Raw genomic sequence first — 22,572 nt, forward strand, 5'->3', positions numbered from 1 at the left:
ACATGACGTTATTTATCTCTAACCAAAAAAACTATTTATAAATCAACATTTTACTAGAAAATGATCTTTCTATCAACAAAGTAGATAACATGAGTACAAATATCCGTTTAAACCCCTTGACAATTAAAGATAAAGCCCTATCTTTGCAGTCCCTAAAAATTAGGGATAAAACATATTTATAAATAATTTAAAACAAAGCAAGTGAATACGTTAAGTTACAAAACTGTCTCTGCTAACAAAAAGACCGTTGACAAACAATGGATTGTTGTTGACGCTCAGGGCGAGATTTTGGGGCGCTTGTGTTCTAACATCGCGAAAGTGATTAAGGGCAAAAACAAGCCAGGGTACACCCCACACGTAGACTGCGGCGATAATGTAATCGTTATCAATGCAGACAAGGTTAGACTAACTGGTAATAAATTAGGTGATAAAACCTATATTTCTTACACTGGTTATCCAGGTGGTCAACGTTTTATTTCTCCAAAAGAGTTATTAGCAAAACATCCTGAAAGAGTAATCGAGAAGGCTGTACGTGGTATGTTACCTAAAAACAGATTAGGAAGAGCAATCTTCAAAAACCTATATGTTTATGCAGGTAATGAGCATCCACATGTTGCACAAAACCCTAAAGAAGTTAAATTTTAATTAAAGGAGAAAGAAAATGTCAGTTACTAACACTTCAGGAAGAAGAAAAACTGCAGTTGCCCGCATTTATTTAACTGAGGGTAATGGTCAAATTACCGTAAACGGTAAAGATTATACAGAATATTTCCCAACATTACCTTTACAATACATTGTTAACCAATCCTTCATCGTTGCTGAGGTTACTGGTCAATACGATGTTAAAGTAAACGTAGCTGGTGGTGGTATTAAAGGTCAGGCTGAAGCTGTTCGTTTAGCGATTGCTAAAGCTATTGTTGAATTAGATGGAATTAGAAAACCTGCTCTAAGAGCTAAAGGCTTAATGACACGTGATAGACGTATGGTTGAGCGTAAGAAACCAGGTAGAGCTAAAGCTCGTAAGAGATTCCAGTTCAGTAAACGTTAATTTTAGGAGGACACAACAATGGCAAGAACAACTTATCAGGACTTATTGGATGCAGGTGTACACTTTGGACACCTTACCCGCAAGTGGAATCCTAAAATGGCGCAATACATTTTCATGGAGCGCAATGGAATCCATATTATCGACTTAAACAAAACTTTAGTAAAAGTTGAAGAGGCTGCAGCTGCTATCAAGCAGATTGTAAAATCAGGTCGTAAAGTATTATTTGTTTCTACTAAGAAACAAGCTAAAGACATCGTTGCAGAATATGCAAAATCTGTAAACATGCCTTATGTAACCGAAAGATGGTTAGGTGGTATGTTAACTAACTTCGCTACCGTAAGAAAGTCTATTAAAAAGATGACCAACATCGATAAAATGACTAAAGACGGTACTTACGATGTATTATCTAAAAAAGAAAAATTAATGATACAGCGTGAGCGTATTAAATTAGAAAACCTTTTAGGAGGTATCGCTGATTTAAACCGTTTACCTGCAGCATTATTCTTAATAGATGTTAAGAAAGAGCATATCGCTGTTACTGAGGCTTTAAAGTTAAATATCCCAACTTTTGCAATGGTGGATACTAACTCTGACCCTTCTAACATTGATTTCCCTATTCCTGCGAATGACGACGCAACTAAATCTATCTCTTTAATCGCTGGCATTATTGTTAAAGCCATTGAAGAAGGTTTAGAAGAGCGTAAGCAAGAGAAAGAAGCAGAATCTGACAAAGAAGCAGCAGCTGAAAAAGCTAAAGCTGATGCGCCAGCTGTTGAAGCTAAAAAAGGAAAGAAAGCCGCTGAAGTTACTGCAGAAGTAACTGAAGAAGCAAAAGGCGAATAAATAATTTAGTTGTGGGTTGTTTGTTTTTAGTTGATAGATTTCTACAACTAACAACTAACAGCCCATTACTTTTAGTTTGAAACTTAAAAAAAGAAAATAAAATGTCTACAGTACAAATTTCTGCAGCAGATGTAAATAAACTTCGCCAACAAACTGGCGCAGGTATGATGGATTGTAAAAAAGCTTTAACAGAGTCTAACGGCGATTTTGAAGCAGCAGTAGATTACCTACGTAAAAAAGGTGCTAAAGTAGCAGCTTCTCGTCAGGATAGAGATTCTAACGAAGGTGTTGTTATTGCTAAAACTACTGCCGATGGTAAAAAAGGTGTTGTAGTTGAAGTAAACTGCGAAACAGATTTCGTTGCTAAAAATGCTGATTTTATTGCATTTGCTGATGCTATCGCTGCTAAAGCTATTGAAACTAACCCAGCTTCTTTAGAAGATTTATTAGCTCAAGAATTAAACGGAACTAAAATTTCTGACTTAATATTAGACCAAACTGGTAAAATTGGTGAGAAAATTGGCGTTTCTAAATACGAAGTTATTGAGGCTGAGAAAGTTGTAGCTTACATCCACGGTAACTACCGTTTAGGTGTATTAGTTGGTTTAAACCAAGATGCAGCTGGCGTTGATGAAGCTGGTAAAGACGTAGCTATGCAAATTGCTGCTATGAGCCCAGTTGGTGTTGATAAAGACGATGTTGATGCAAGAGTAATCGAAAGAGAACTTGAAATTGCTAAAGAGCAAATTAGAGCAGAAGGCAAACCAGAAGAAATGGTAGAAAAAATTGCTGCTGGTAAATTAAACAAGTTCTACAAAGAGCAAACTTTATTAAATCAAGAATTTGTTAAAGATTCTTCTAAAGATATCAGAGCTTTCTTAAATGGAGTTTCTAACGGTTTAACTGTTAAATCTTTCAAGAGAGTTGTTTTAGGAGCTTAATTAGATTTGAGTAGTGTGTATTGAGTAGTGAGATTGCTTAACAAATCGAGAAAATTAATAATTAGATTTGAGTAGTGAGATTGCTAAATACACCGAAAAAATTATAAAATCCTCATCTTTTAGTAGATGGGGATTTTTTGTATCAGCGTTTAGCTAAATCCAAATTGTTATTTTATTTAACAGGATAATTCCTATTTTTGCCAAAATCCCCCTTTAATGAAATATAAGAGAATTTTACTGAAACTAAGTGGAGAATCCCTGATGGGAGACCAACAATATGGTATTGATAATGCCAGAGTATTACAATATGCAAAAGAGATAAAAGCAGTTAAAGAAGAGGGAGTAGAAGTAGCTATTGTAATTGGCGGAGGGAATATTTTCAGAGGCCTAAGCGCAGAAAAATCTGGTATGGACAGGGCTCAAGCAGATTATATGGGTATGTTAGCCACGGTAATTAACTCTATGGCCTTACAAAATGCTTTAGAAACAGTTGGTGTTTATACTCGTTTACAATCGGCCATAAAAATGGAGCAAATTTGCGAGCCTTACGTTCGTAGAAGAGCCATGAGACACTTAGAAAAAGGAAGAGTTGTAATTTTTGGTGCCGGAACGGGTAATCCATATTTTACTACAGACTCTGCAGCTGCATTAAGAGCTATTGAAATTAAAGCTGATGTTGTTTTAAAAGGAACCAGAGTTGATGGCATTTATACTGCAGACCCTGAGAAAGATGCTACAGCTACTAAGTTTGATCATTTATCTTTTACTGAGGTATACGATAGAAATTTAAATGTAATGGATATGACGGCTTTTACACTGTGTGATGAAAACAATCTTCCTATTATTGTATTTGATATGAATAAGCCTGGTAACCTCATGAAATTGATTAAGGGAGAAACTATAGGCACTTTGGTTAAATAAAGAACTAATTTTACGTAAATAAATTAAAGATGAACGAGTTTATTAAGTTAGAATTGGAAGAGGCTGCCTCAACCATGCAAAAAGCTTTAGCCCATACAGATAGTGAGTTTACTAAAATTAGAGCGGGCAAAGCATCTCCAGCTATGTTAGATGGTATTATGGTTGAATATTATGGTACTCCTACACCACTTACGCAAGTAGCTAATATCAACACACCAGACGCAAGAACCATTGTGGTACAACCTTGGGAAAAATCTATGATTGGCCCTATTGAAAAAGCTATCATGATTTCTAATGTAGGCTTAAATCCTCAAAATGATGGACAGCTCATAAGATTGAATGTACCTCCTTTAACAGAAGAAAGAAGACGCGATTTAGTGAAGAAAGTTAAAGAAGAAGCAGAAACTGGCAGAATCAGCATTAGAAATATCAGAAAAAACACCAATGAGAGCATCAAGAAATTAAAAAATGATGGTGCTTCCGAAGATGAAATTAAAGTTGGCGAGGCTGAAGTACAAAAAATTACCGATGCTTATATTGCCAAAATAGACCAATTGGTTGAGCTGAAAGAAAAAGACATCATGACTGTTTAAGTCAAGTTTTGTCTGTAAAATAAAAAAGGGAACATTGCTATTGCTTTGTTCCCAATTACTGTTAGTTAGTCAGTGTATTATCTTTAACCTTAAGCAGGTATTTCTTCTTCTAATCTGATTGGTTTTAAAGGTAAATTAAAAGCATCTGCCACTCCCTTATACACTACTTCTCCCCTTACAATGTTTAATCCTTTAAATAGTTCCTCATTTTCTTTAACAGCTTTTACCCATCCCTTATTGGCTAATTGCAACGCATAAGGTAAAGTGGCATTTGTTAAAGCTAAAGTAGAAGTATAAGGCACAGCACCTGGCATATTAGCTACACAGTAGTGTACAATTCCATCTATGATAAATATAGGATTCTCATGCGTAGTAGGCGTACAAGTTTCTATACAACCACCTTGATCTACCGCTACGTCAACCAAAACCGTTCCCGGTTTCATTAACTTTAACATAGAGCGTGTAAGCAAATGAGGTGCTTTAGCACCAGGAATTAAAACTGCACCAACAACCAAATCTGCTGTTTTTATAGCTTCTTCTAAATTATATTCGTTAGAAACTACTGTATCTACATTAGCAGGCATGATATCTTCTAAATGACGTAGTCTTTGTAAGTCTACATCCATAATGGTAACATTCGCACCTAAACCTGCAGCCATTTTAGCCGCCTGTGTTCCAACAATGCCACCACCTATGATTAAAACATTAGCAGGCTTAACTCCGGCAACACCGCCTAGTAAAACACCTCTTCCACCAGTTGGCTTACCTAAATATTTAGCACCTTCTTGTATAGCCATTCTGCCTGCTACTTCAGACATAGGAATTAATAGTGGTAAGCTTCTGTCCTTTTTCTCTACCGTTTCATAAGCTAAACAGATAGCCTTACTTGCAATCATGGCTTTTGTTAAAGTCTCGGATGATGCAAAATGGAAATAAGTAAATATTAATTGATTTTCTTTTACAAGTGGATATTCTTGTGCTATAGGTTCTTTTACTTTGCAGATCATCTCGGCAATAGCATACACATCTTCAATGGTATCTAGTAATTGAGCACCTACTTTTGTATAATCTTCGTCAGTAAAACCACTACCTAAGCCTGCTGATTTTTGAATATATATCTGGTGACCATTCTTTACAAATGCAGCTGCACCTGCTGGAGTAACTGCAACCCTATTCTCGTTATTCTTTATCTCTTTCGGTACTCCTATTACCATATTTTATTTTGTTCTTTTAGTATTTTTAAGAATTTTACTAAAGAGAAGCTAAATTACAACATCAGAATATTTTTTTATCATATCCTAAAAAATAAGAAAATACTTATATTTATTATGAATTAAAAAGAATATAATTCTTTTGTTATAGATAAATAAACTCAATAAAATAAAATTTTTCTTATTTATTATTTATGGAAGTAGATAAAACAGATCTTAAAATATTGAAACTTTTGCAAGAAAATGCGCAGCTCACCTTTAAAGAAATTTCTCAAAAAATCAATCTGTCTATTACGCCTGTACATGACAGGATTAAAAGAATGGAAAAAGAGGGGGTGATAGAAAAATATGTTACCATTTTAAACAAGAAAAAAGTAAATACTTCTCTGGTTGTTTTTTGTAATATCACTTTAGACAAGCAAACCAGACATAATTTTACGGAATTTGAAGAACGCGTTACCCAGTTTCCAGAAGTAGTAGAATGCCACATTGTTTCCGGAGGTTTTGATTATCTGCTTAAAATTATTACCAAAGACATGGAGAGCTACAACCAGTTTCATCAACAGAAATTATCTGTCATGAGTACAGTGGCACACATCCATAGTTTTTTTGTGATGTCTGAAATTAAAAGTACAACGGTTTTATATTTGGGGGATTAAACCAAATAAACCGTTAAGCTTCTTGCCCCGTGTGCCCCTATCACTAAACTTTGCTCGATATCGGCGGTTTTGGATGGACCAGCAATAAAAACACCAAAGCCTGTTTCGGTAATGTTTAGTTTTTGATATGCTTGATACATGTTATCTACCAAAGTAGCTTTAGCTAAAACAATAAATAAATGCTGGCAAATGAAAGGCAATAATCTGTTGCCCATTTGCGCCTCATACAACCATACCGAGCCATTTTCTGCTACGCCTAAAGTTGCCTGTAAATAAGCTCTATCTACCCGTTCTAAATCAAATGAAGTTTGGGTTTTTAAAGCATCATCTATACTAAAAACAGTATCAACTACAAGTTCTCCTGATTGCTTATGTGTAGCTATTTCTTCTTTAACCTGTTCAATATTTTCTAAAGCAACAACTTTACCTCCTATGCTTTCTAAAACGAACTTAAACTGAGCTATTTTATCATCATAATGAGTTAAATGCTCGTCTGATAGCTGGGGTAGGTCAACCAAAGCTGGTTTATTTGCGGTACAGGTTGCTAATATTTTTTCTCTTGAGCTCATTTGTTTTTGTTTTGTTGATACCAATCGTGAAAGCTTTGTTTAGGTGCTTCTGGCATTTCTCTTTGTTTATACCAAACGTTTAATTTGTTATTGCCTAAGAAAGGCATCGTTCTTAAAAACCATCGTCCAGATTTACCAGCCCATCTATAAATTTTAGGATTAGAGAATATCCAAGCCATCCCTTTCATAGCTATTTTCTTTTCTGGCTTAACGTAGCCTTCTTCTACAATGACTTGTCGCCATTTCCACAATTGCTCATGAATATCAATCTTAACTGGGCAAACATTACTGCAAGAGCCACATAGGGTTGATGCAAAAGGTAAATCGGCATTGGCTTTCATATCTAAATTTGGATTTAAGATAGAACCAATAGGACCAGCAACGGCGGTATGATAGCTATGCCCGCCACTACGTCTATAAACTGGGCAGGTATTAAAACATGCTGCACAACGAATACATTTTAGCGAGTTTCTAAAATCGGCTCTGCCTAATTGCTTTGTTCTACCATTATCAACAATAATGATGTGCATTTCTTGCCCTGGCCTTGGCTTTTGAAAATGACTAGAATAGGTGGTGATAGGTTGCCCAGTTGCACTTCTGGCTAATAATCTTAAAAACACGCCTAGATGCTCGGCTTTAGGAATAATTTTTTCTATCCCCATACAGGCCACATGAATTTTTGCGGTGTGGGCACCCATATCGGCATTACCCTCGTTGGTACAAACCACAAAACCACCAGTTTCTGCTATGGCAAAGTTTACACCCGTAATAGCTAGTTCTGATTGAATGAAATGGTCTCTTAAGTGTTGTCTAGCGGCTTCTGTAAGATATTGAGGGTCGTTATTTCCTTCCTCGGTATGTAAGTGCTCATGAAAAGTTTCACTAACATCTTGCTTTTTAAGGTGAATAGCTGGTAAAACGATATGGCTAGGCGCTTCATCACGCAATTGTACAATACGTTCGCCCAAATCTGTATCAACAACTTCAATACCTTGTTTTTTTAAATAATCATTTAAATGGCACTCCTCGGTAAGCATACTCTTGCTTTTTACAATCCGGCTGATGTTATGAGCTTTTAAGATTTTATGCATCAGCTGGTTATGCTCTAAGGCATCGGCAGCCCAATGAATTTTAATACCATTGGCTTCAGCTTGTTTCTCAAAAGCTGTGAGGTAATTATCAAGGTTTGAAAGTGTATGATTTTTAATTTGCGAGGCCCATTCTCTAAGTTGTTCCCACTCGGCAATACCATTTACGGCTTTGTCTCGCTTTTGGCGAACAAACCATAAAGTATCATCATGCCAATCTGTTCTGGCCTCATCTTTTATAAATATTTCTGCCGCAGCAGCGTGGTCTAAAGTCTTTAAATTACTCATGATTTAATATTTCTGCCAGATGTATGGCCTTTACCTTACTACCTTGTCTTTTTAAAATTCCTTCTAAGTGCATTAAGCAACTTACATCGCCAGCGGTGATATAATCCACTTCGTTTTTCTGGTGCTCTTCTATCCTATCTTTACCCATTTTCACACTTACAGCCTCTTCAAATACACAGAAGGTACCGCCAAAACCACAGCATTCATCTTTACGCTCTGGATAACACAGTTGCAAACCTTTAACTTTTTGTAGCAGTTGCTCTGGTTTAGAGAATTGCGGTAGTACCCTCTCTGTCATAGATGATAAATGCAAACCTCTTTGCCCATGGCAACTGGTATGAAAACCAACTTTGTGTGGGAAGTTTGATGTCAGATGCTCTACTTTTAAAATATCTACCAAAAACTCGGTGAGCTCATAAATAGTATTTCTAATTTTTTGTGCCTTGGTGGGATTTTTATCATCCTTAAGATGCTCTTTAATATGCAACACACAACTTCCTGATGGCGCTACGATGTAATCATAAGCATCAAAATTGGCAACAAAGTTTTTATCACAACCGCCAGTTAAAGCAGAAAAACCACTATTAGCCATAGGCTGTCCGCAGCAGGTTTGATTTTCTGGATAATCAACATCACAACCCAATTTTTTTAACAATTGATAGGTTGCTATACCCACTTGAGGATAAAACTGATCTATATAACAAGGAATAAAGAGTCCAACTTTCATGAATGCAAGGTTTATAATTGCGATTTGAAAAGTAAAACTACATCGAATTGTATTTTTAAACTACCACGCCTTTAACCAAAATTGATACTATTTTAACATAAATAAGTAATTATTATTATTTTTAGATTATAATAACATCAAAATATGAAGCCGCACTTACTTAAAATAGCTTTAAACCCTGAGCATTCTTTTAATGTAAGGTATGATATTGTGCCTCATTTTTATGATAAATGGCACTATCACCACGAGGTTGAATTGGTTTATATCATCAAAGGAACCGGACTACAATTTATAGGTGACGAAATTTATAGATGGCAACCTGGTGATATGTTATTGATAGGTTCTAACCTACCCCATTTATGGCGCAGTGATGAGGAGTTTCTTTTACCAAATTCATCAGAAAAGGTTGAGGCCATTGTGGTACATTTTTTACCTACTTGCTTTGGTGCTGATTTTTTTAGTTTACCAGAACATCAAGATATAGCGAGGCTGCTTCAGCAAGCTAAAAAGGCTTTTAGAATACAAGATGGATGTAGAGATTTAGTAGCTGATAAACTGTTTCAATTACTTCATGCGAGTAAAAGCAAAAGAACTATTTTATTGTTAGATATTTTAGCTGATTTAGCTGATAGCCCGCTTAAAAAGCCTGTTTTAGATAAAGAATCCGATTTTATTAATCAAGCAAGTGAGATGGATAGGCTAAATAATATCTATCAATATATCCTCAATAACTTTACAGAAGAGGTGAGTTTAGACCAAGCGGCACAAATTGCACATTTAACTCCACCAGCTTTTTGCAGATACTTTAAAACCAGAACTAGAAAAACCTTCTCCAGATTTTTATTAGAGCTGAGAACTGCACATGCTGCCAAGCTCCTCACAGAAAGTTCTAAAACAGTAGCAGAGATTTGCTACGAAAGTGGTTTTAACAATTTTTCTAATTTTAATAGGCATTTTAAAAATATTATTGGAAGAACACCTTTAGAGCATAGGAGGATTTTTAAAGTGTTATAGCTTGTATAGCAACCCTATATGATGTCTTTTTTCACTCTGTTCAACAAGACGATGGAATCCTCACCAACTAGTCATGCTGACGATAGGAAGCAACACACTGGCTAGGTGGCTACTTGCAAGCTGAAAACTTATATAGTGAGATGCTTCACTCTGTTCAACAAGAAGGATTGAGAAGTCTCCGTCATCCTCACCAACTAGTCATGCTGACGATAGGAAGCAACACACAAGCTAGGTGGCTACTTGCAAGCTGAAAACTTATATAGTGAGATGCTTCACTCTGTTCAACAATAAGGATTGAGAAGTCTCCGTCATCCTCACCAACTAGTCATGCTTACGATAGGAAGCAACACGCAAGCTAGGTGGCTACTTGCAAGCTGCAAACTTGTATAGTGAGATGCTTCACTCTGTTCAATAAGACGGAAAAAACCGCCGTCATGCTTACCAACAAGTCATGCTGACGATAGGAAGCAACACACTGGCTAGGTGGCTACTTGCAAGCTGAAAACTTGTATAGTGAGATGTTTCACTCTGTTGCAGTAAAAAAAATTAAACTATTTTTATGATATGCAAAAAGGAGGTGTCGTTTACATCATGACTAATAAATATCGTACAACGCTATATATCGGTGTTACTTCAAATTTGCCAACCAGGCTAAACCAACACAAAACTCATTTTTATCCTAAAAGTTTTACAGCTAGATATGAACTAACATTTCTAATTTATTTTGAGTGCTTTTTTAGAATAGAAGAAGCGATAGGTAGAGAGAAAGAACTTAAAGGATGGAGAAGGTCAAAGAAAAATGCTTTGATACAATCCTTTAATCCGAAATGGGAAGATTTATCAAACCAAATAAAAGAATGGTAAAAAAGATTTTTTATTATCCTGATGATCTCTTGTACAGAAGAAAGGTAATCCAACTGTAAGACGTAAACTTGTATAGTGAGATGTTTCACTTCGTTCAACAAGACGGAAAAGACTCCTTTATCCTCACCAACTAGTCATGCTGACGATAGGAAGCAACACACTGGCTAGGTCTACTTGCAAACTTGTATAGTGAGATGTTTCACTCTGTAAAACAAGACGGAGTTAAAAAACGTCGTATTAAAGTTTACAAAGTGGTCTCAGCGGGAATCGAACCCACATCTAAAGTTTAGGAAACTTCTATTCTATCCGTTGAACTATGAGACCTTTTGATTTATTGATTTTTGATTTACGAATGAAATACAAAATCGTAACTCGTTAATCAAAAAATTACCTAATTACAGAACCGTTATTGATATCGCTTTCTGTTGGTGCTACAAAACTAAGTTTTCCTGATGAATTTTCAGCCATTAAAATCATTCCTTGAGATAAAATTCCTTTAATTTCTCTTGGTTCTAGGTTTACAAGTATACTAACCTGTTGCCCAATGATTTTCTCAGGCTCATAAAACTCTGCAATACCAGATACTACTGTTCTAACATCTATACCAGTATCAATTTTTAGTTTGAGCAATTTCTTAGTCTTGACAACTTTCTCGGCTTCTAAAATAGTACCTGTTCTTATATCTAGGCCCGAAAACAGCTCGAAACTGATATTCTCTTTAGCAGGAGCTACAACACTAGTCTCCTCTTTTACTTGCTCTAAAGATGCTTTTTTGTCTATTAACTTTTGAATTTGGCGTTCTATCACCTCATCCTCAATTTTCTCAAATAATAAAGCTGCTGTATTTAGCTGATGCCCACCTTCAAAAACTATTTCCTCATCAAAAGAGAACTTATTTTTAAGATTTAACATAGTAAAAATCTTTTCGGCTGTGTTTGGCAAAAATGCTTGTAAACAAGTTGCAGCATGTGCTATAATATGTAAACAATTATGTAAAACTTCTCTTGCAGCTTCCGGATTTTCTTTATAAGCTTTCCATGGCTCATGCTCTGTTAAATATCGGTTGCCTAAACGGGCAATTTCCATAGCTGCAGTTTGTGCTTGTCTAAATTTATACATCTCAAATGCCTGCTCTACCTCATCATAACAATTCCCTATAGCATCATAAATGGCTTTATCAGAAAGTCCTATTTTACCCGATCCTACAACTACGCCATCAAAGTATTTGTGCATCAAAATCATCACCCTATTTACAAAATTACCTAGGATAGCTACCAACTCGTTATTTACTCTTGCTTGGTAATCTTTCCAAGTAAACTCACTATCGCTGGTTTCTGGCGCTATGGCAGTCAAGTAATATCTTAACTCGTCAATCTTATCAGGAAAATCTTCCAGATACTCATGCATCTCTATGCTCCAACCTCTAGAGGTAGACATCTTGTCTCCTTCTAAATTCATAAACTCATTAGCCGGAACATTCTCTGGCAGAATAAACTCACCTTGAGTATGCAACATCACCGGGAAAACAATACAATGGAAAACAATATTATCTTTTCCTATAAAATGCACCAATTTGGTTTCTTTATCTTTCCAATACAGCTCCCAGTCTTTGTTATGGTCTAGCGCCCATTGCCTAGTTGCAGAAATATAACCTATTGGCGCATCAAACCAAACGTAAAGTACTTTACCATCGGCACCCTCTGCCGGAACTTTAATACCCCAATCCAAATCACGGGTAACTGCTCTAGGGTGTAAACCTCCATCAATCCAGCTTTTACATTGGCCATATACGTTGGTGCGCCAATCATGCTTATGCCCTTCTAAAATCCACTCTTTTAACCATCCTTCGTATTTATCTAAAGGTAAATACCAATGTTTGGTTTCCTTTCTTACCGGCTTATTTCCTGTTAAGGTAGATTTTGGATTGATTAAATCCTCGGGACTTAAAGAAGTTCCACATTTCTCGCATTGGTCTCCGTAAGCACCATCGTTTCCGCAACTAGGGCATGTACCTGTAATATACCTATCAGCCAAAAATTGCTTAGCTTCTTCATCATAATATTGCTCTGAGGTTTCTACTTTAAAAATCCCCTTTTCGTTAAGATTTTTGAAAAAATCTTGAGCGGTCTCGTGATGAATGGGCTCGCTGGTGCGATGATAAATATCAAATGATATTCCTAACTTCTCGAAGCTTTGCTTATTAAGCTCATGATATTTATCAATAATAGCTCTGGGTGTAGTTTGTTCTTTCATAGCTTGGTTGGCTATGGCTGTACCATGCTCATCAGAACCGCATACAAAAACTACATCTCTATTCTTTAAACGTAAATAACGCACATATAAATCTGCCGGAATATAAGCACCAGCTAAATGGCCAATATGTTTTGGTCCGTTAGCATAAGGTAGTGCAGCAGTAATGGTATATCTTTTAAATTTATCTTGTCCCAAAGCTATATATCTGTATTTCTATGAATTTGCAAAGATATATTATTTAGCATAAAGATGAGTAGGATTCGGTTGGGAGTTGACAGTATGGAGTTATTAGTTTTGTTGTAATGTTAATAATCATTTTGTCTACAATTCTAAATCTTTATCTTTTATACTTATTGCAATCAAGATTAATTATTAGATTTGAAAATACAAAGTATGAAATTCGATAAAACCATATTCCAAAAACAATCTTTTGAAGACGCAGATTTACAAAAAGATTTTTGGAAGTCTAAATCATACTTAGAAAGGCTAGAAGCAGGCGTTATCATGACGCAGATTGCTTTCGGACTCGTTGGAAAACCTTTTCCAAAAATGGAGAAAGCTCTTTTTAAGAAACGAAAACATGGCTAATATTTTAAAAGTAATCACTCATGTTACAAGCCCCATTTCTTAAAGCTGGTGATAAAATTGCGATAACCTGCCCGGCGAAATCTTTAATAAAGCCAATGGATGATGCTATAAAATTGTTATCATCTTGGGGATTAGACGTCATATTAGGCGATACTGTTCATGCAAAATTTCATCAATTTGCGGGTACTGATGAATTAAGAACTCAGGATTTCCAGCGTTTTATTGATGACCAAGATATTAAAGCTATTATTGCTGCTCGTGGAGGTTATGGCTCGGTTAGGATTATAGACCAAATTGATTTTTCTCCGCTTTTAACACATCCTAAATGGATCGTAGGTTTTAGTGATATTACGGTATTCCACATGCATTTGCAGAAAATGGGTATACAAAGTATTCATGCGCAAATGCCTGCTACTATTCCTAACAGTACTGCTTTAGGTTTAGAAAGTCTTAGAAAAGCCCTTTTTGGGGATACTTTGCAATATGAAATCCCAGCGCATCCACTTAATATTCAAGGGACTTGTCATGGTGAAGTTATTGGTGGTAACTTAAGTATTTTAATTTCCTTATTAGGCTCTAAAAGTGATATAGATTATAATGGTAAGATTTTGTTTATAGAGGATGTTGGAGAACACTTATATGCTATTGATAGGATGATAAGAGCACTAGACCGAGCCGGTAAACTTTCTACTTTAAAAGGATTACTTGTGGGTGGTTTTACCGATTTAAAGGATAATGATATACCTTTTGGATTTTCTGTAGAAGAAATTTTACTAGCAGTAGTAAGTAAGTATCATTATCCTGTAGTTTTTAATTTTCCGGCAGGACATATACAAGATAATTGCGCTTTAAGGTTAGGGGGAAAAGTCTATATAAATTGTTCTTCTTCTACTAAAATTCAATTTTAGAACTTCTTTTCAATACAAAATTATACCCTATCTGATATATGAAAGATATATAAATAATATTTTATACCCGTTATGATATAAAATAAAAATTATTGCTAAATTTATACCCAAACAGGTATAAATTATGAATAGGCTTAGCCAATTTGTTAAACATAAAAGAAAAGAGTTTGGATTAACCCAAGAAGATCTATCCTACAAAGCTGGTGTAGGTTTAAGGTTTATCCGCGATTTAGAACAAGGGAAAACTAGCTTGCAAATGGATAAAGTGAACCAAGTATTAGCATTATTTGGGCATGAATTAGGTCCTATAAATTCAATTAGAAATGAAGAGAGCTAAAGTATACATGCATAAAGCATTGGCAGGCATATTAACAGAAGATGAAAATGGCTATCATTTTGAATATTATTCTGATTATCTAAAAAACGTTGATGCAGAAGCTGTAAGTTTAACGCTTCCTTTATCTGAAAAAAAATATGAGAGCCAAATACTATTTCCTTTTTTTGATGGATTAATCCCCGAGGGATGGCTTTTAGATATTGCTCAAAAGAATTGGAAGCTAAACCCTCGAGACAGAATGGATATTTTATTAAAAACCTGTCATGATTGTATAGGGGCTGTATCTATAGAAGAAATAATTTAATGTTGGAATCTAAATGTTTATATTGTTATAAAGCTATTCTTGATGAAGAATTGTTTACTCCAGCAGGACAAGATGGTTTTCATCCTAAATGCAGCAAAAAGTTTTTTGGAACAATAATCCCACCTAAGTTAGCATTTACCAGAGACCAAGTTTCAGAACTAGCCAAACTAGTAATCAAAAGCCAAAAAGTTATTACAGGTGTACAGCCCAAACTTTCTTTAGGATTTGATAACCAAAACATAAAGGAATCACGTTTAACTATTGTGGGCTTATATGGACAATTTATTTTAAAGCCCCAAACCGAAACTTATCCATCTCTTCCTGAAATAGAGGATTTAACTATGCACTTAGCAGAACTTAGTAAGATCAATACTGTAAAACATACCCTTATAAGATTAAAATCTGGAGAAATAGCCTACTTAACAAAAAGGGTTGACCGTACGGGGAATAGTAAAATCCACATGGAAGACATGTGCCAGCTAACCGAAAGGCTTACAGAGCATAAGTATAGAGGCTCTTATGAGCAGATTGCTAAAGTGATAAAAAAATATGCGACTAATCCCGGATTAGACCTTAGTAATTTTTTTGAAGTGGTAATTTTTAGCTTTTTAACAGGTAATAATGATATGCACCTTAAGAATTTTTCGCTTATCAAAAAACAACAAAATTATATGCTATGCCCCGCTTATGATTTAGTGGCATCTGAATTAGTAATAGAAGGTGATGAAGAAGAATTGGCACTTACTCTTAACGGTAAAAAAAGAAAATTAAGCAGAAAAGATTTTGAAATAGCTATGGAAAAGAGTGGGCTAGACAAAAAAGTGATTTCTAATATTTTTAGAAGGTTTAGCGAACAAATTTCTAAATGGGAAAAACTTATTGATGAAAGTTTTCTATCTGAAAAACTTAAAACTGATTATAAAAGTATGATCAAAAGAAAAGCTAAACAAATTGAAGTTTAAAGCTAGATAGGATAAGAGCACTAGACCGAGCTGGTAAACTTTCTACTTTAAAAGGATTACTTGTGGGTGGTTTTACCGATTTAAAGGATAATGATATACCTTTTGGGTTTTCTGTAGAAGAAATTATACTAGCAGTAGTAAGTAAGTATCATTATCCTGTAGTTTTTAATTTTCCGGCAGGACATATACAAGATAATTGCGCTTTAAGGTTGGGGGATAAGATTAACCTTGAAGTAGGGAAGCTTTTTAAGCTAAGTTTCTAAAACAAAAAAGGAGTTCAAATTGAACTCCTTTTTTGTTTATAATCATACTTAATTATTATTGATTGAGTAACGGATTGTTTATAACTTCCGCCTGAGGAATTGGGAATGTTAAATCCACAGAGTTATAAGCAAAAGATTGACCATCTAAGAATAAATGATTAGGACCACGAGTCACAGTTGCTTTATTTCTTTTCATCGCTAAATATGATTTACCTTCACCCCATAGTTCTAACCTAGTCTGTAAATAGATTTCATTTCTTAATGCTTGACCACTTAAAGCATCTACATAAGCAGACCCATTTGTAAGTCTTAAATCAAGAAGTTGTTTCAATCTAGTTCTAGCAGGAACATCTTGATTTAATTTCGCATTTGCTTCTGCATTTAGTAGGTAAAATTCATCAACTCTCATATAAATGTAATCAGTTGTTACATTTAATTGCCCATCTAATTGTCTTCCTGGATCAAAAAACTTATTAATAGGTATTAGACCAGTTAAACCAAATTGTGGTAAATCATCAAACTGACCTCTTCTTATATCATCTGACCTCATTGAATTATACAAATTTTCGTCAATTACTTTTGTATCTCCAACTGATGGATAACCATAAGTAAACACATCAAATGCACCCCACCAAGAAGAAATATCAACATTAGAAGCAATAGTAAGGTCTACTCCCCACATCCAACTTGGAGTAGCAACATTATTAAATCCAGATTGTGAGTTAATTACATTACCATTAGCATCAAATCTTGCAACTGTCTCGTCTTGATTAGTTAACCGATAACCGTAATCCTCAATTATATCATTAGTAAGTGTTACTACTTGCTGTAAATCTGCATTGGTTCCTCTTGCAGATAATGCATAAGCCAATAAACCTTTTGCAACTGATTGATCAATTTGATCTTTTGATGTTCTATTAAAATCACTTAAATAATCGATAGCCTCAGTTAAATCATCAATTATTAGGTTATAAATCTCAGCTGACGTACTTAATGGAACGTTATTGGACACAGTTTTATATAAAGGAAGAATTCTTTCATTACCTGTTCCATAACCTTCTCTGGAATATAGTTGAGTCAAGTAAAAATACGCATAAGCTCTCATTGCTTTAGCTTGCCCCATAATATGCTTTTGAGCAGTTTCAGTTTGTACAGCATCAGTTCCTCCTAAGGCATCAATAACATTATTAGCACCAAATATTATCCTGTAATAATAACGCCAAGGCATATAAGCCTCATTTCTGGTAAAGTCTCTGGTTGGTTGAAGCTGTGCTATACCAGAATACCAACCATAGGTTACCCCTCCAACAGCGACATCTGCTGATAAAATATCGCTGAAAAGGTCATAAGATTTTTGTCCAAAATCATCATCGCCTTGAGTGCCTCCAGTATATTCAGTATACATGGTTGCGTATAACCCTGCAATACTACCATTTAACAAAGATGGATCCTGTTTAGCAGCTGCGGCAATTTGTTCTGTAGAAAGATCCTCATTGGGTAACTTTTCTAAAAAATCCTTTTTACAGCTTACCATCAAAATGGAAAAAACTGTAGTTATAGAAAAATAAAATATTTTTTTCATCGTAATGTATTTATTAAAGTTTAACTCTTAAACCAGCAGATATAGTTGTTAAAGGGGCATAAAGATATCTACTCTGACTACCTGCTCTTGCTGAACTACCTGCTTCTGCAACGGAAGGGTTTAAACCATCTCTAGAGGTAGTTATCCATAAGTTATCTCCAGAAACCCAAAGTGATAATCCGCTTACGCCATACTTACTTATATATTTTGCAGGTATAGTATATCCTAATCTAACGTTGTTTAAAGCTATATAATTGGCTTTTGTTAAGAATCGGGTTGATAAAGAGTTGGTGTTCACATCAAAATCATTAGATAATCTAGGAACTTGTCCATTTCCAGGATTATCGACACTTTGCCATCTATTTAAGATATCAGTATGCCAATTGTTACTACCTCCAAAACCACTATGCATTAAATCTGCATAGTTGTAATCATAAGCATAACCTCCAAAACTATAAAGAAACTGTACATTAAGTTCTAATCCTTTGTATCCTCCAAATAAATTCAAGGCACCTCTTAAATCTGGGATTGCTGATTTACCCGTATAGTCTGCGGTGGCTTCAGAATAAGTTTTAGTAGTGGATTGTAAAATATCATTAGCTTGATTTGGGTTTTCTGACAAGAAAAGTGGTAAATTAACAATTTCTTCTCCACTATCGAATGTAGAATTACCATTTCCATCTACGTATTTCACAGTCCAAGTAGGTGCACCGTCGGTAGGATCAACTCCTGCCCATTCTCTCATATAAAAATCAAATATTGATCTACCTACACCTAAAGCATAAGGAGATTGAACATCAATAACCTTTGGAAGACCAGTAGCTGGCTCAATAGGCATTTTCGTTATTTTATTACTAAAAATCTCTCCATTAATACTAATTCCTAGTTTTGCATTACTTTTTCTTATGAAATTAGATGTCAGTTCAAACTCTAATCCATTATTTCTTAATACTCCATCATTAACCTGTATAGATGCATAACCAGCGGAAGGGCCAACACCTCTCAAGAATATTAAGTCTTTAGTATTTTTCAAATAATACTCTACTGTTCCTGATAAATATTGACCAAAGTCAAATTCAAGTCCGGTTTGAAAAATTTGAGATGTTTCCCAAGTTAAATCAGGATTACCAACTCTAGGTGGAGCTATAGCCGGTTGATCATTCAAATTATCTATTGCTGATAAATTAAAACCAGGATAGAACCCAACACCAGCCTGGTCTCCTATTAAACCGTAACTAGCTTTAAGCTTTAAGCTTTTAAATATATTCTGATTAGCCATAAAGTTTTCCTTCGTAATTAGCCAGCCAGCCCCTACAGAACCAAAAGTCTGCCATTTATCTTTAGTAAATCTAGAAGAACCATCTCTTCTTACAGTGGCAGATAAGAAATATTTTTTATCAAAGTCATAATTTAATTGTCCAAAATAACTTTCAATCGAATATCCTTCTGTATACCCCTCATTCGGATTTGAAACTACCGCATTACTCAAATTAAGGAGGTAATTATCAACCAAATTGAACCCTGATGCTTCAGTAAAATCACGATCCCAATTTGTTGCTTCATGCGCTGCCAAAGCTTCAAAACTATGATTTCCGAATGCTTTATTATATCTTAATAAATTTAAAAGATTATAAGATGATAAATCTGTCACTTGTTGAACTATTCGTCCATTAGAAGAAGAAGCGGCTCCATAAAATTTATTAAATCTACTTATTGCCTTATTAGAATAATATTGTACTCCTAATCTATTTTCAAAAGTTAATCCTTCTAAAATCGTAAAGTCTAAATTAGCATTACCATTTATTTCATTTCTATTGTCTCTTATGGTATTATAGGTTGCATCTGCTATTGCATTAGTTAAACCCGCAAATCCCCTTCCTGAACCGTAATCAAATTGGTTTCCACCAAATATTGGATCTGGAACAAATTCTCCATTAGCATCTCTGAGAAATAGAGGATATATAGAAGGCATATTATCAACTAACCAGAATACACTATTAGAAGTTTCACCTTGACCATTTCTATTAGTCTCGGATCTAGCATAATTTATGTTAAGACCAGCTTTAATCCATTTATTAACTTGTTGTGTTAAATTCAACCTACCAGAGAATCTTTCATAATCTGAATTAATAGAATAACCTTTATCATCTAAATATCCAAAAGATGTATAATAATTAGTTTTATCTGATGACCCACCAAATTTTAAATTAATTTCTTTCCTATTTGAGGCTTGGAATGCGTAATCCTCCCAATTTTCAGGATTATACTTTCTTGTTATGCCTGCTCTAATAGACTTTGTTGCTGGATCTATTAAGGCAGCAGCATTAGCTGCATTCCATATATTGTAAGGACCAACACCTTGACTTGTAAATAATCTAGCATTAGCATAATTAACAGGGTTTGCGTTATTTATAATCCTTCCCCTATTGAATATACCCTCCCAACTTAAACCTATATGCTGTTCTGGTGATCTGATAACGTCATATCTAGGTAATTGAGAACTGTTAGATCCAAAGTTTGCATCTACTTCTATAAAAGATTGTTGACCTAATCCATTTTTCGTAGTTATAACAACCACACCATTTGAGCCTCTAGCTCCATAAATAGAAGTAGCCGCAGCATCTTTTAAAACGGTTACGGATTGAATATCTGAAGGATTAATTGAATTTAAACCTCCTGTGAAAGGCACTCCATCAACAACATACAATGGGTCTCTACTCCCATTAACTGAACCGAGTCCTCTGATACGAACTGTGGCAACCGTACCTGGTTGTCCACTAGTATTAATAACCCTTACACCAGCAACCTCACCTGCTAACGCTTGAGATACGTTAGAAACATTTTTTCTATCAAGTGCTTCTCCACTAACTACTTTAGCAGAACCCGTAAATGCTTCTTTAGTACTAGTTCCATATCCAACAACAACAACCTCACTTAACTCAGATGAACTAGCCTTTAAGCTAATATTAATCGTACTTGAAGAAGAAACATTTATCTCATTAGACTCAGTTCCTATAAAAGAAAACACCAAAACTGAATTTGATGAAGGAACACTAATGCTATATTTTCCATCAGCATTTGTTTGTGTAGCAGCACTTCCACCCTTCACTCTTACACTTACACCAGGAAGTGGAAGTCCATCCTCAGCGGAAGTTACCGTACCTGTTACGGTACGCTCTTGTGCTATTGCATTTACCGCAACAAACAACAAGATGAATAAACTCTGTACAAGTTTTTTCATACAATTTGAAATAAGTTAGTTAATAAATAGTGTTAATTAATGTTAAATATAATATTATATTATGCTTACATACAAATTTTTTGGATGAAAAAAATCACATTTTCATGTAAACCCTTAATAATCAAGTTATTAAAATATTTCGAATATCTTAATCAATAGCTTGTATTGTTGATATATTGATAATAAAACAACCTTTTTATTGCCAATAAACATAATTACACCATATTTAATTCGATTTTTATGATAGAAATCATATTAAATTAAGAATTTGCTAATTAAAATTCTTAAAAGCTCAATTCTAAAACTATAGGACAATGGTCTGAGTGTTTTGCGTCTGGTAGTATGGCAGCTCTTTTAAAATAAGGTTGTAAAGCAGTTGTAGCTAGATGATAATCTATTCGCCAACCTAGATTTTTTTGTCTAGCTCCTGCCCTATAACTCCACCATGTATAATGGTGTGGGTCTTGATTAAAATATCTGAAAGTATCTATATATCCACTATTAATAAATTTCTCCATCCAATCTCTTTCTTCTGGTAAAAACCCTGATGAGTTTGCATTTGATTTCGGATTATGTATATCAATAGCTCTATGGCAAATATTATAATCGCCGCAAATGATAAGTTTTGGGAACTTTTCTTTTAATTCTTGGGCATACACAAAAAAATCATCCAGAAACTTAAATTTAAAACCTTGACGATCTTCTCCGCTAGAGCCAGATGGAAAATAAGCACTCATTACGGAAAAATCATCAAAATCCGCTCTTATGGTTCTTCCTTCTGCATCATACTCGGCTATACCGCAACCATACTCAATATGTTTGGGCTGTATTTTACTTAAAATAGCAGTACCACTATATCCTTTTTTTTGTGCCGGATACCAATAATGGTGATAGCCCAGCTGCTCTATTAAAAATAAATCTGTTATTTGTTCTGGTGTGGCTTTTATTTCTTGCAAACAAACAATATCAGCATCTGTAGCTTGCAACCAAGATAACCATTCTTTATTTATGGCAGCTCTTATTCCGTTTACGTTATAGGATATAATTTTCATGATTGGAGTTAGTTATTGTTTGATAAGCGAATGTTGTTATTATCATCAAAAATATACTTTTTTTATAATTTGTCATTTTATTCTGCTTTCATCTATATTAAGAACTCATAAGAGATTTCTTCGCTTTACTCTCAAGAAAGGATGTGCTAGCTCATTGCGAGGAGTACGACGTGGCAATCTTTTTATTGTGTAGAATCTTATCTAATTTTGAGATTGCTTTGTTTCTCTCGCGATGACGGGATGTGCTAGGTCATTGCGAGGAGTTTACGACGTGGCAATCTTTTTATAGAAATAGAATCCTATCTAATAGGAGATT

At 34.8% G+C, this 22,572-nt stretch carries 23 protein-coding genes and 1 tRNA gene; 15 read left to right on the forward strand and 9 right to left on the reverse strand.

All coding sequences use genetic code 11. The features are described from left to right. Positions 1-201: 201 nt before the first annotated feature. From rplM to frr, 6 genes are all read left to right on the forward strand, one after another. Positions 202-645, forward strand: a complete 444-nt coding sequence (gene rplM / locus H510_RS0116850; protein ID WP_026905384.1) for a 50S ribosomal protein L13 — start codon at positions 202-204, stop codon at positions 643-645. A 16-nt stretch (positions 646-661) separates the two neighbouring features. Beyond that, on the forward strand, positions 662-1,048 hold the full coding sequence (gene rpsI, locus H510_RS0116855; protein WP_026905385.1) for a 30S ribosomal protein S9: 387 nt from the start codon (positions 662-664) through the stop codon (positions 1,046-1,048). An 18-nt stretch (positions 1,049-1,066) separates the two neighbouring features. Next, positions 1,067-1,891: a 30S ribosomal protein S2 gene (rpsB, locus tag H510_RS0116860; protein WP_026905386.1), complete on the forward strand. Its 825-nt coding sequence runs from the start codon at positions 1,067-1,069 to the stop codon at positions 1,889-1,891. A 101-nt stretch (positions 1,892-1,992) separates the two neighbouring features. Next, a complete protein-coding gene (tsf, locus tag H510_RS0116865; RefSeq protein ID WP_026905387.1) occupies positions 1,993-2,832 on the forward strand; it encodes a translation elongation factor Ts in 840 nt (279 codons plus the stop codon). A 216-nt stretch (positions 2,833-3,048) separates the two neighbouring features. After that, the gene (gene pyrH / locus H510_RS0116870) at positions 3,049-3,753 is read left to right on the forward strand and encodes a UMP kinase (RefSeq protein WP_026905388.1); all 705 of its coding nucleotides are present in this window, start codon (positions 3,049-3,051) and stop codon (positions 3,751-3,753) included. A 29-nt stretch (positions 3,754-3,782) separates the two neighbouring features. After that, positions 3,783-4,346 (forward strand): ribosome recycling factor, encoded by a 564-nt coding sequence (gene frr, locus H510_RS0116875; RefSeq protein WP_026905389.1) that lies wholly within the window; start codon positions 3,783-3,785, stop codon positions 4,344-4,346. 89 nt (positions 4,347-4,435) lie between these two features. Here frr and ald read toward each other — a convergent pair whose 3' ends face one another. Next, positions 4,436-5,560: an alanine dehydrogenase gene (gene ald, locus H510_RS0116880; protein WP_026905390.1), complete on the reverse strand. Its 1,125-nt coding sequence runs from the start codon at positions 5,558-5,560 to the stop codon at positions 4,436-4,438. A 191-nt stretch (positions 5,561-5,751) separates the two neighbouring features. Between ald and H510_RS0116885 the strand changes: the two genes are divergently transcribed. Further along, positions 5,752-6,216, forward strand: coding sequence for an Lrp/AsnC family transcriptional regulator (locus tag H510_RS0116885; RefSeq protein WP_026905391.1), 465 nt, complete (start codon positions 5,752-5,754; stop codon positions 6,214-6,216). Here H510_RS0116885 and H510_RS0116890 read toward each other — a convergent pair. From H510_RS0116890 to H510_RS0116900, 3 genes are read right to left on the reverse strand one after another with little or no spacing between them, the layout of a single operon-like run. Further along, positions 6,213-6,785: a LutC/YkgG family protein gene (locus H510_RS0116890; protein WP_026905392.1), complete on the reverse strand. Its 573-nt coding sequence runs from the start codon at positions 6,783-6,785 to the stop codon at positions 6,213-6,215. The two genes, H510_RS0116885 and H510_RS0116890, sit on opposite strands and share 4 nt — an antisense overlap. Continuing rightward, positions 6,782-8,161, reverse strand: a complete 1,380-nt coding sequence (locus tag H510_RS0116895) for a lactate utilization protein B (protein WP_026905393.1) — start codon at positions 8,159-8,161, stop codon at positions 6,782-6,784. Before H510_RS0116895 ends, H510_RS0116890 begins: the two co-directional genes overlap by 4 nt. Further along, positions 8,154-8,888, reverse strand: a complete 735-nt coding sequence (locus tag H510_RS0116900) for a (Fe-S)-binding protein (protein ID WP_026905394.1) — start codon at positions 8,886-8,888, stop codon at positions 8,154-8,156. Before H510_RS0116900 ends, H510_RS0116895 begins: the two co-directional genes overlap by 8 nt. A gap of 144 nt (positions 8,889-9,032) precedes the next feature. Between H510_RS0116900 and H510_RS0116905 the strand changes: the two genes are divergently transcribed. After that, positions 9,033-9,902: a helix-turn-helix domain-containing protein gene (locus tag H510_RS0116905; RefSeq protein ID WP_026905395.1), complete on the forward strand. Its 870-nt coding sequence runs from the start codon at positions 9,033-9,035 to the stop codon at positions 9,900-9,902. 564 nt (positions 9,903-10,466) lie between these two features. Next, positions 10,467-10,766: a GIY-YIG nuclease family protein gene (locus H510_RS0116910; protein ID WP_026905396.1), complete on the forward strand. Its 300-nt coding sequence runs from the start codon at positions 10,467-10,469 to the stop codon at positions 10,764-10,766. A gap of 252 nt (positions 10,767-11,018) precedes the next feature. Here H510_RS0116910 and H510_RS0116915 read toward each other — a convergent pair. Both H510_RS0116915 and metG read right to left on the reverse strand, forming a co-directional pair. Next, a tRNA-Arg gene (locus H510_RS0116915) sits at positions 11,019-11,090 on the reverse strand. Positions 11,091-11,153: 63 nt separating this feature from the next. Then, a complete protein-coding gene (gene metG, locus H510_RS0116920; protein WP_036693337.1) occupies positions 11,154-13,214 on the reverse strand; it encodes a methionine--tRNA ligase in 2,061 nt (686 codons plus the stop codon). Between the two features lie 198 nt (positions 13,215-13,412). Between metG and H510_RS0116925 the strand changes: the two genes are divergently transcribed. The 6 genes from H510_RS0116925 (at position 13,413) to H510_RS0116950 (ending at position 16,381) form a co-directional block, all read left to right on the forward strand. Beyond that, the gene (locus H510_RS0116925) at positions 13,413-13,607 is read left to right on the forward strand and encodes a hypothetical protein (protein ID WP_026905398.1); all 195 of its coding nucleotides are present in this window, start codon (positions 13,413-13,415) and stop codon (positions 13,605-13,607) included. A gap of 20 nt (positions 13,608-13,627) precedes the next feature. Continuing rightward, positions 13,628-14,515, forward strand: a complete 888-nt coding sequence (locus tag H510_RS0116930) for a S66 peptidase family protein (protein WP_026905399.1) — start codon at positions 13,628-13,630, stop codon at positions 14,513-14,515. Between the two features lie 124 nt (positions 14,516-14,639). Continuing rightward, entirely contained in the window at positions 14,640-14,852 is a 213-nt protein-coding gene (locus H510_RS0116935; protein WP_211226599.1) for a helix-turn-helix transcriptional regulator, read from the forward strand. Next, complete coding sequence (locus H510_RS0116940; RefSeq protein WP_026905401.1) at positions 14,839-15,156, forward strand: HipA N-terminal domain-containing protein; 318 nt, start codon at positions 14,839-14,841, stop codon at positions 15,154-15,156. Before H510_RS0116935 ends, H510_RS0116940 begins: the two co-directional genes overlap by 14 nt. After that, positions 15,156-16,118: a HipA domain-containing protein gene (locus H510_RS0116945; RefSeq protein WP_036693341.1), complete on the forward strand. Its 963-nt coding sequence runs from the start codon at positions 15,156-15,158 to the stop codon at positions 16,116-16,118. The genes H510_RS0116940 and H510_RS0116945 overlap by 1 nt, the downstream gene beginning before the upstream one ends. Before the next feature lie 11 nt (positions 16,119-16,129). Then, on the forward strand, positions 16,130-16,381 hold the full coding sequence (locus H510_RS0116950; RefSeq protein WP_081659319.1) for a S66 peptidase family protein: 252 nt from the start codon (positions 16,130-16,132) through the stop codon (positions 16,379-16,381). A gap of 55 nt (positions 16,382-16,436) precedes the next feature. Here the strand turns inward: H510_RS0116950 and H510_RS0116955 are convergent, their stop codons facing one another. The 3 genes from H510_RS0116955 to H510_RS0116965 form a co-directional block, all read right to left on the reverse strand. Continuing rightward, positions 16,437-17,963 (reverse strand): RagB/SusD family nutrient uptake outer membrane protein, encoded by a 1,527-nt coding sequence (locus H510_RS0116955; RefSeq protein WP_026905404.1) that lies wholly within the window; start codon positions 17,961-17,963, stop codon positions 16,437-16,439. A 13-nt stretch (positions 17,964-17,976) separates the two neighbouring features. Next, positions 17,977-21,204 (reverse strand): SusC/RagA family TonB-linked outer membrane protein, encoded by a 3,228-nt coding sequence (locus tag H510_RS0116960; RefSeq protein WP_026905405.1) that lies wholly within the window; start codon positions 21,202-21,204, stop codon positions 17,977-17,979. Between the two features lie 284 nt (positions 21,205-21,488). Next, positions 21,489-22,256 (reverse strand): exodeoxyribonuclease III, encoded by a 768-nt coding sequence (locus H510_RS0116965; protein WP_026905406.1) that lies wholly within the window; start codon positions 22,254-22,256, stop codon positions 21,489-21,491. Positions 22,257-22,572: the final 316 nt, after the last annotated feature.

The organism is Pedobacter glucosidilyticus DSM 23534, assembly GCF_000425145.1.
Classification (GTDB): domain Bacteria; phylum Bacteroidota; class Bacteroidia; order Sphingobacteriales; family Sphingobacteriaceae; genus Pseudopedobacter; species Pseudopedobacter glucosidilyticus.

Excerpts from the sequence above, each read along its gene's own strand:
- H510_RS0116890 (WP_026905392.1), bottom strand. The coding sequence starts at position 6,785 with ATGAGCTCAAGAGAAAAAATATTAGCAACCTGTACCGCAAATAAACCA.
- H510_RS0116895 (WP_026905393.1), bottom strand. The coding sequence starts at position 8,161 with ATGAGTAATTTAAAGACTTTAGACCACGCTGCTGCGGCAGAAATATTT.
- ald (WP_026905390.1), bottom strand. The coding sequence starts at position 5,560 with ATGGTAATAGGAGTACCGAAAGAGATAAAGAATAACGAGAATAGGGTT.
- H510_RS0116940 (WP_026905401.1), top strand. The coding sequence starts at position 14,839 with ATGAAGAGAGCTAAAGTATACATGCATAAAGCATTGGCAGGCATATTA.
- H510_RS0116900 (WP_026905394.1), bottom strand. The coding sequence starts at position 8,888 with ATGAAAGTTGGACTCTTTATTCCTTGTTATATAGATCAGTTTTATCCT.
- rpsB (WP_026905386.1), top strand. The coding sequence starts at position 1,067 with ATGGCAAGAACAACTTATCAGGACTTATTGGATGCAGGTGTACACTTT.
- H510_RS0116960 (WP_026905405.1), bottom strand. The coding sequence starts at position 21,204 with ATGAAAAAACTTGTACAGAGTTTATTCATCTTGTTGTTTGTTGCGGTA.
- H510_RS0116955 (WP_026905404.1), bottom strand. The coding sequence starts at position 17,963 with ATGAAAAAAATATTTTATTTTTCTATAACTACAGTTTTTTCCATTTTG.
- H510_RS0116935 (WP_211226599.1), top strand. The coding sequence starts at position 14,640 with ATGAATAGGCTTAGCCAATTTGTTAAACATAAAAGAAAAGAGTTTGGA.
- H510_RS0116910 (WP_026905396.1), top strand. The coding sequence starts at position 10,467 with ATGCAAAAAGGAGGTGTCGTTTACATCATGACTAATAAATATCGTACA.
- rpsI (WP_026905385.1), top strand. The coding sequence starts at position 662 with ATGTCAGTTACTAACACTTCAGGAAGAAGAAAAACTGCAGTTGCCCGC.
- H510_RS0116925 (WP_026905398.1), top strand. The coding sequence starts at position 13,413 with ATGAAATTCGATAAAACCATATTCCAAAAACAATCTTTTGAAGACGCA.
- frr (WP_026905389.1), top strand. The coding sequence starts at position 3,783 with ATGAACGAGTTTATTAAGTTAGAATTGGAAGAGGCTGCCTCAACCATG.
- H510_RS0116945 (WP_036693341.1), top strand. The coding sequence starts at position 15,156 with ATGTTGGAATCTAAATGTTTATATTGTTATAAAGCTATTCTTGATGAA.
- H510_RS0116885 (WP_026905391.1), top strand. The coding sequence starts at position 5,752 with ATGGAAGTAGATAAAACAGATCTTAAAATATTGAAACTTTTGCAAGAA.
- H510_RS0116930 (WP_026905399.1), top strand. The coding sequence starts at position 13,628 with ATGTTACAAGCCCCATTTCTTAAAGCTGGTGATAAAATTGCGATAACC.
- H510_RS0116905 (WP_026905395.1), top strand. The coding sequence starts at position 9,033 with ATGAAGCCGCACTTACTTAAAATAGCTTTAAACCCTGAGCATTCTTTT.
- pyrH (WP_026905388.1), top strand. The coding sequence starts at position 3,049 with ATGAAATATAAGAGAATTTTACTGAAACTAAGTGGAGAATCCCTGATG.
- tsf (WP_026905387.1), top strand. The coding sequence starts at position 1,993 with ATGTCTACAGTACAAATTTCTGCAGCAGATGTAAATAAACTTCGCCAA.
- H510_RS0116965 (WP_026905406.1), bottom strand. The coding sequence starts at position 22,256 with ATGAAAATTATATCCTATAACGTAAACGGAATAAGAGCTGCCATAAAT.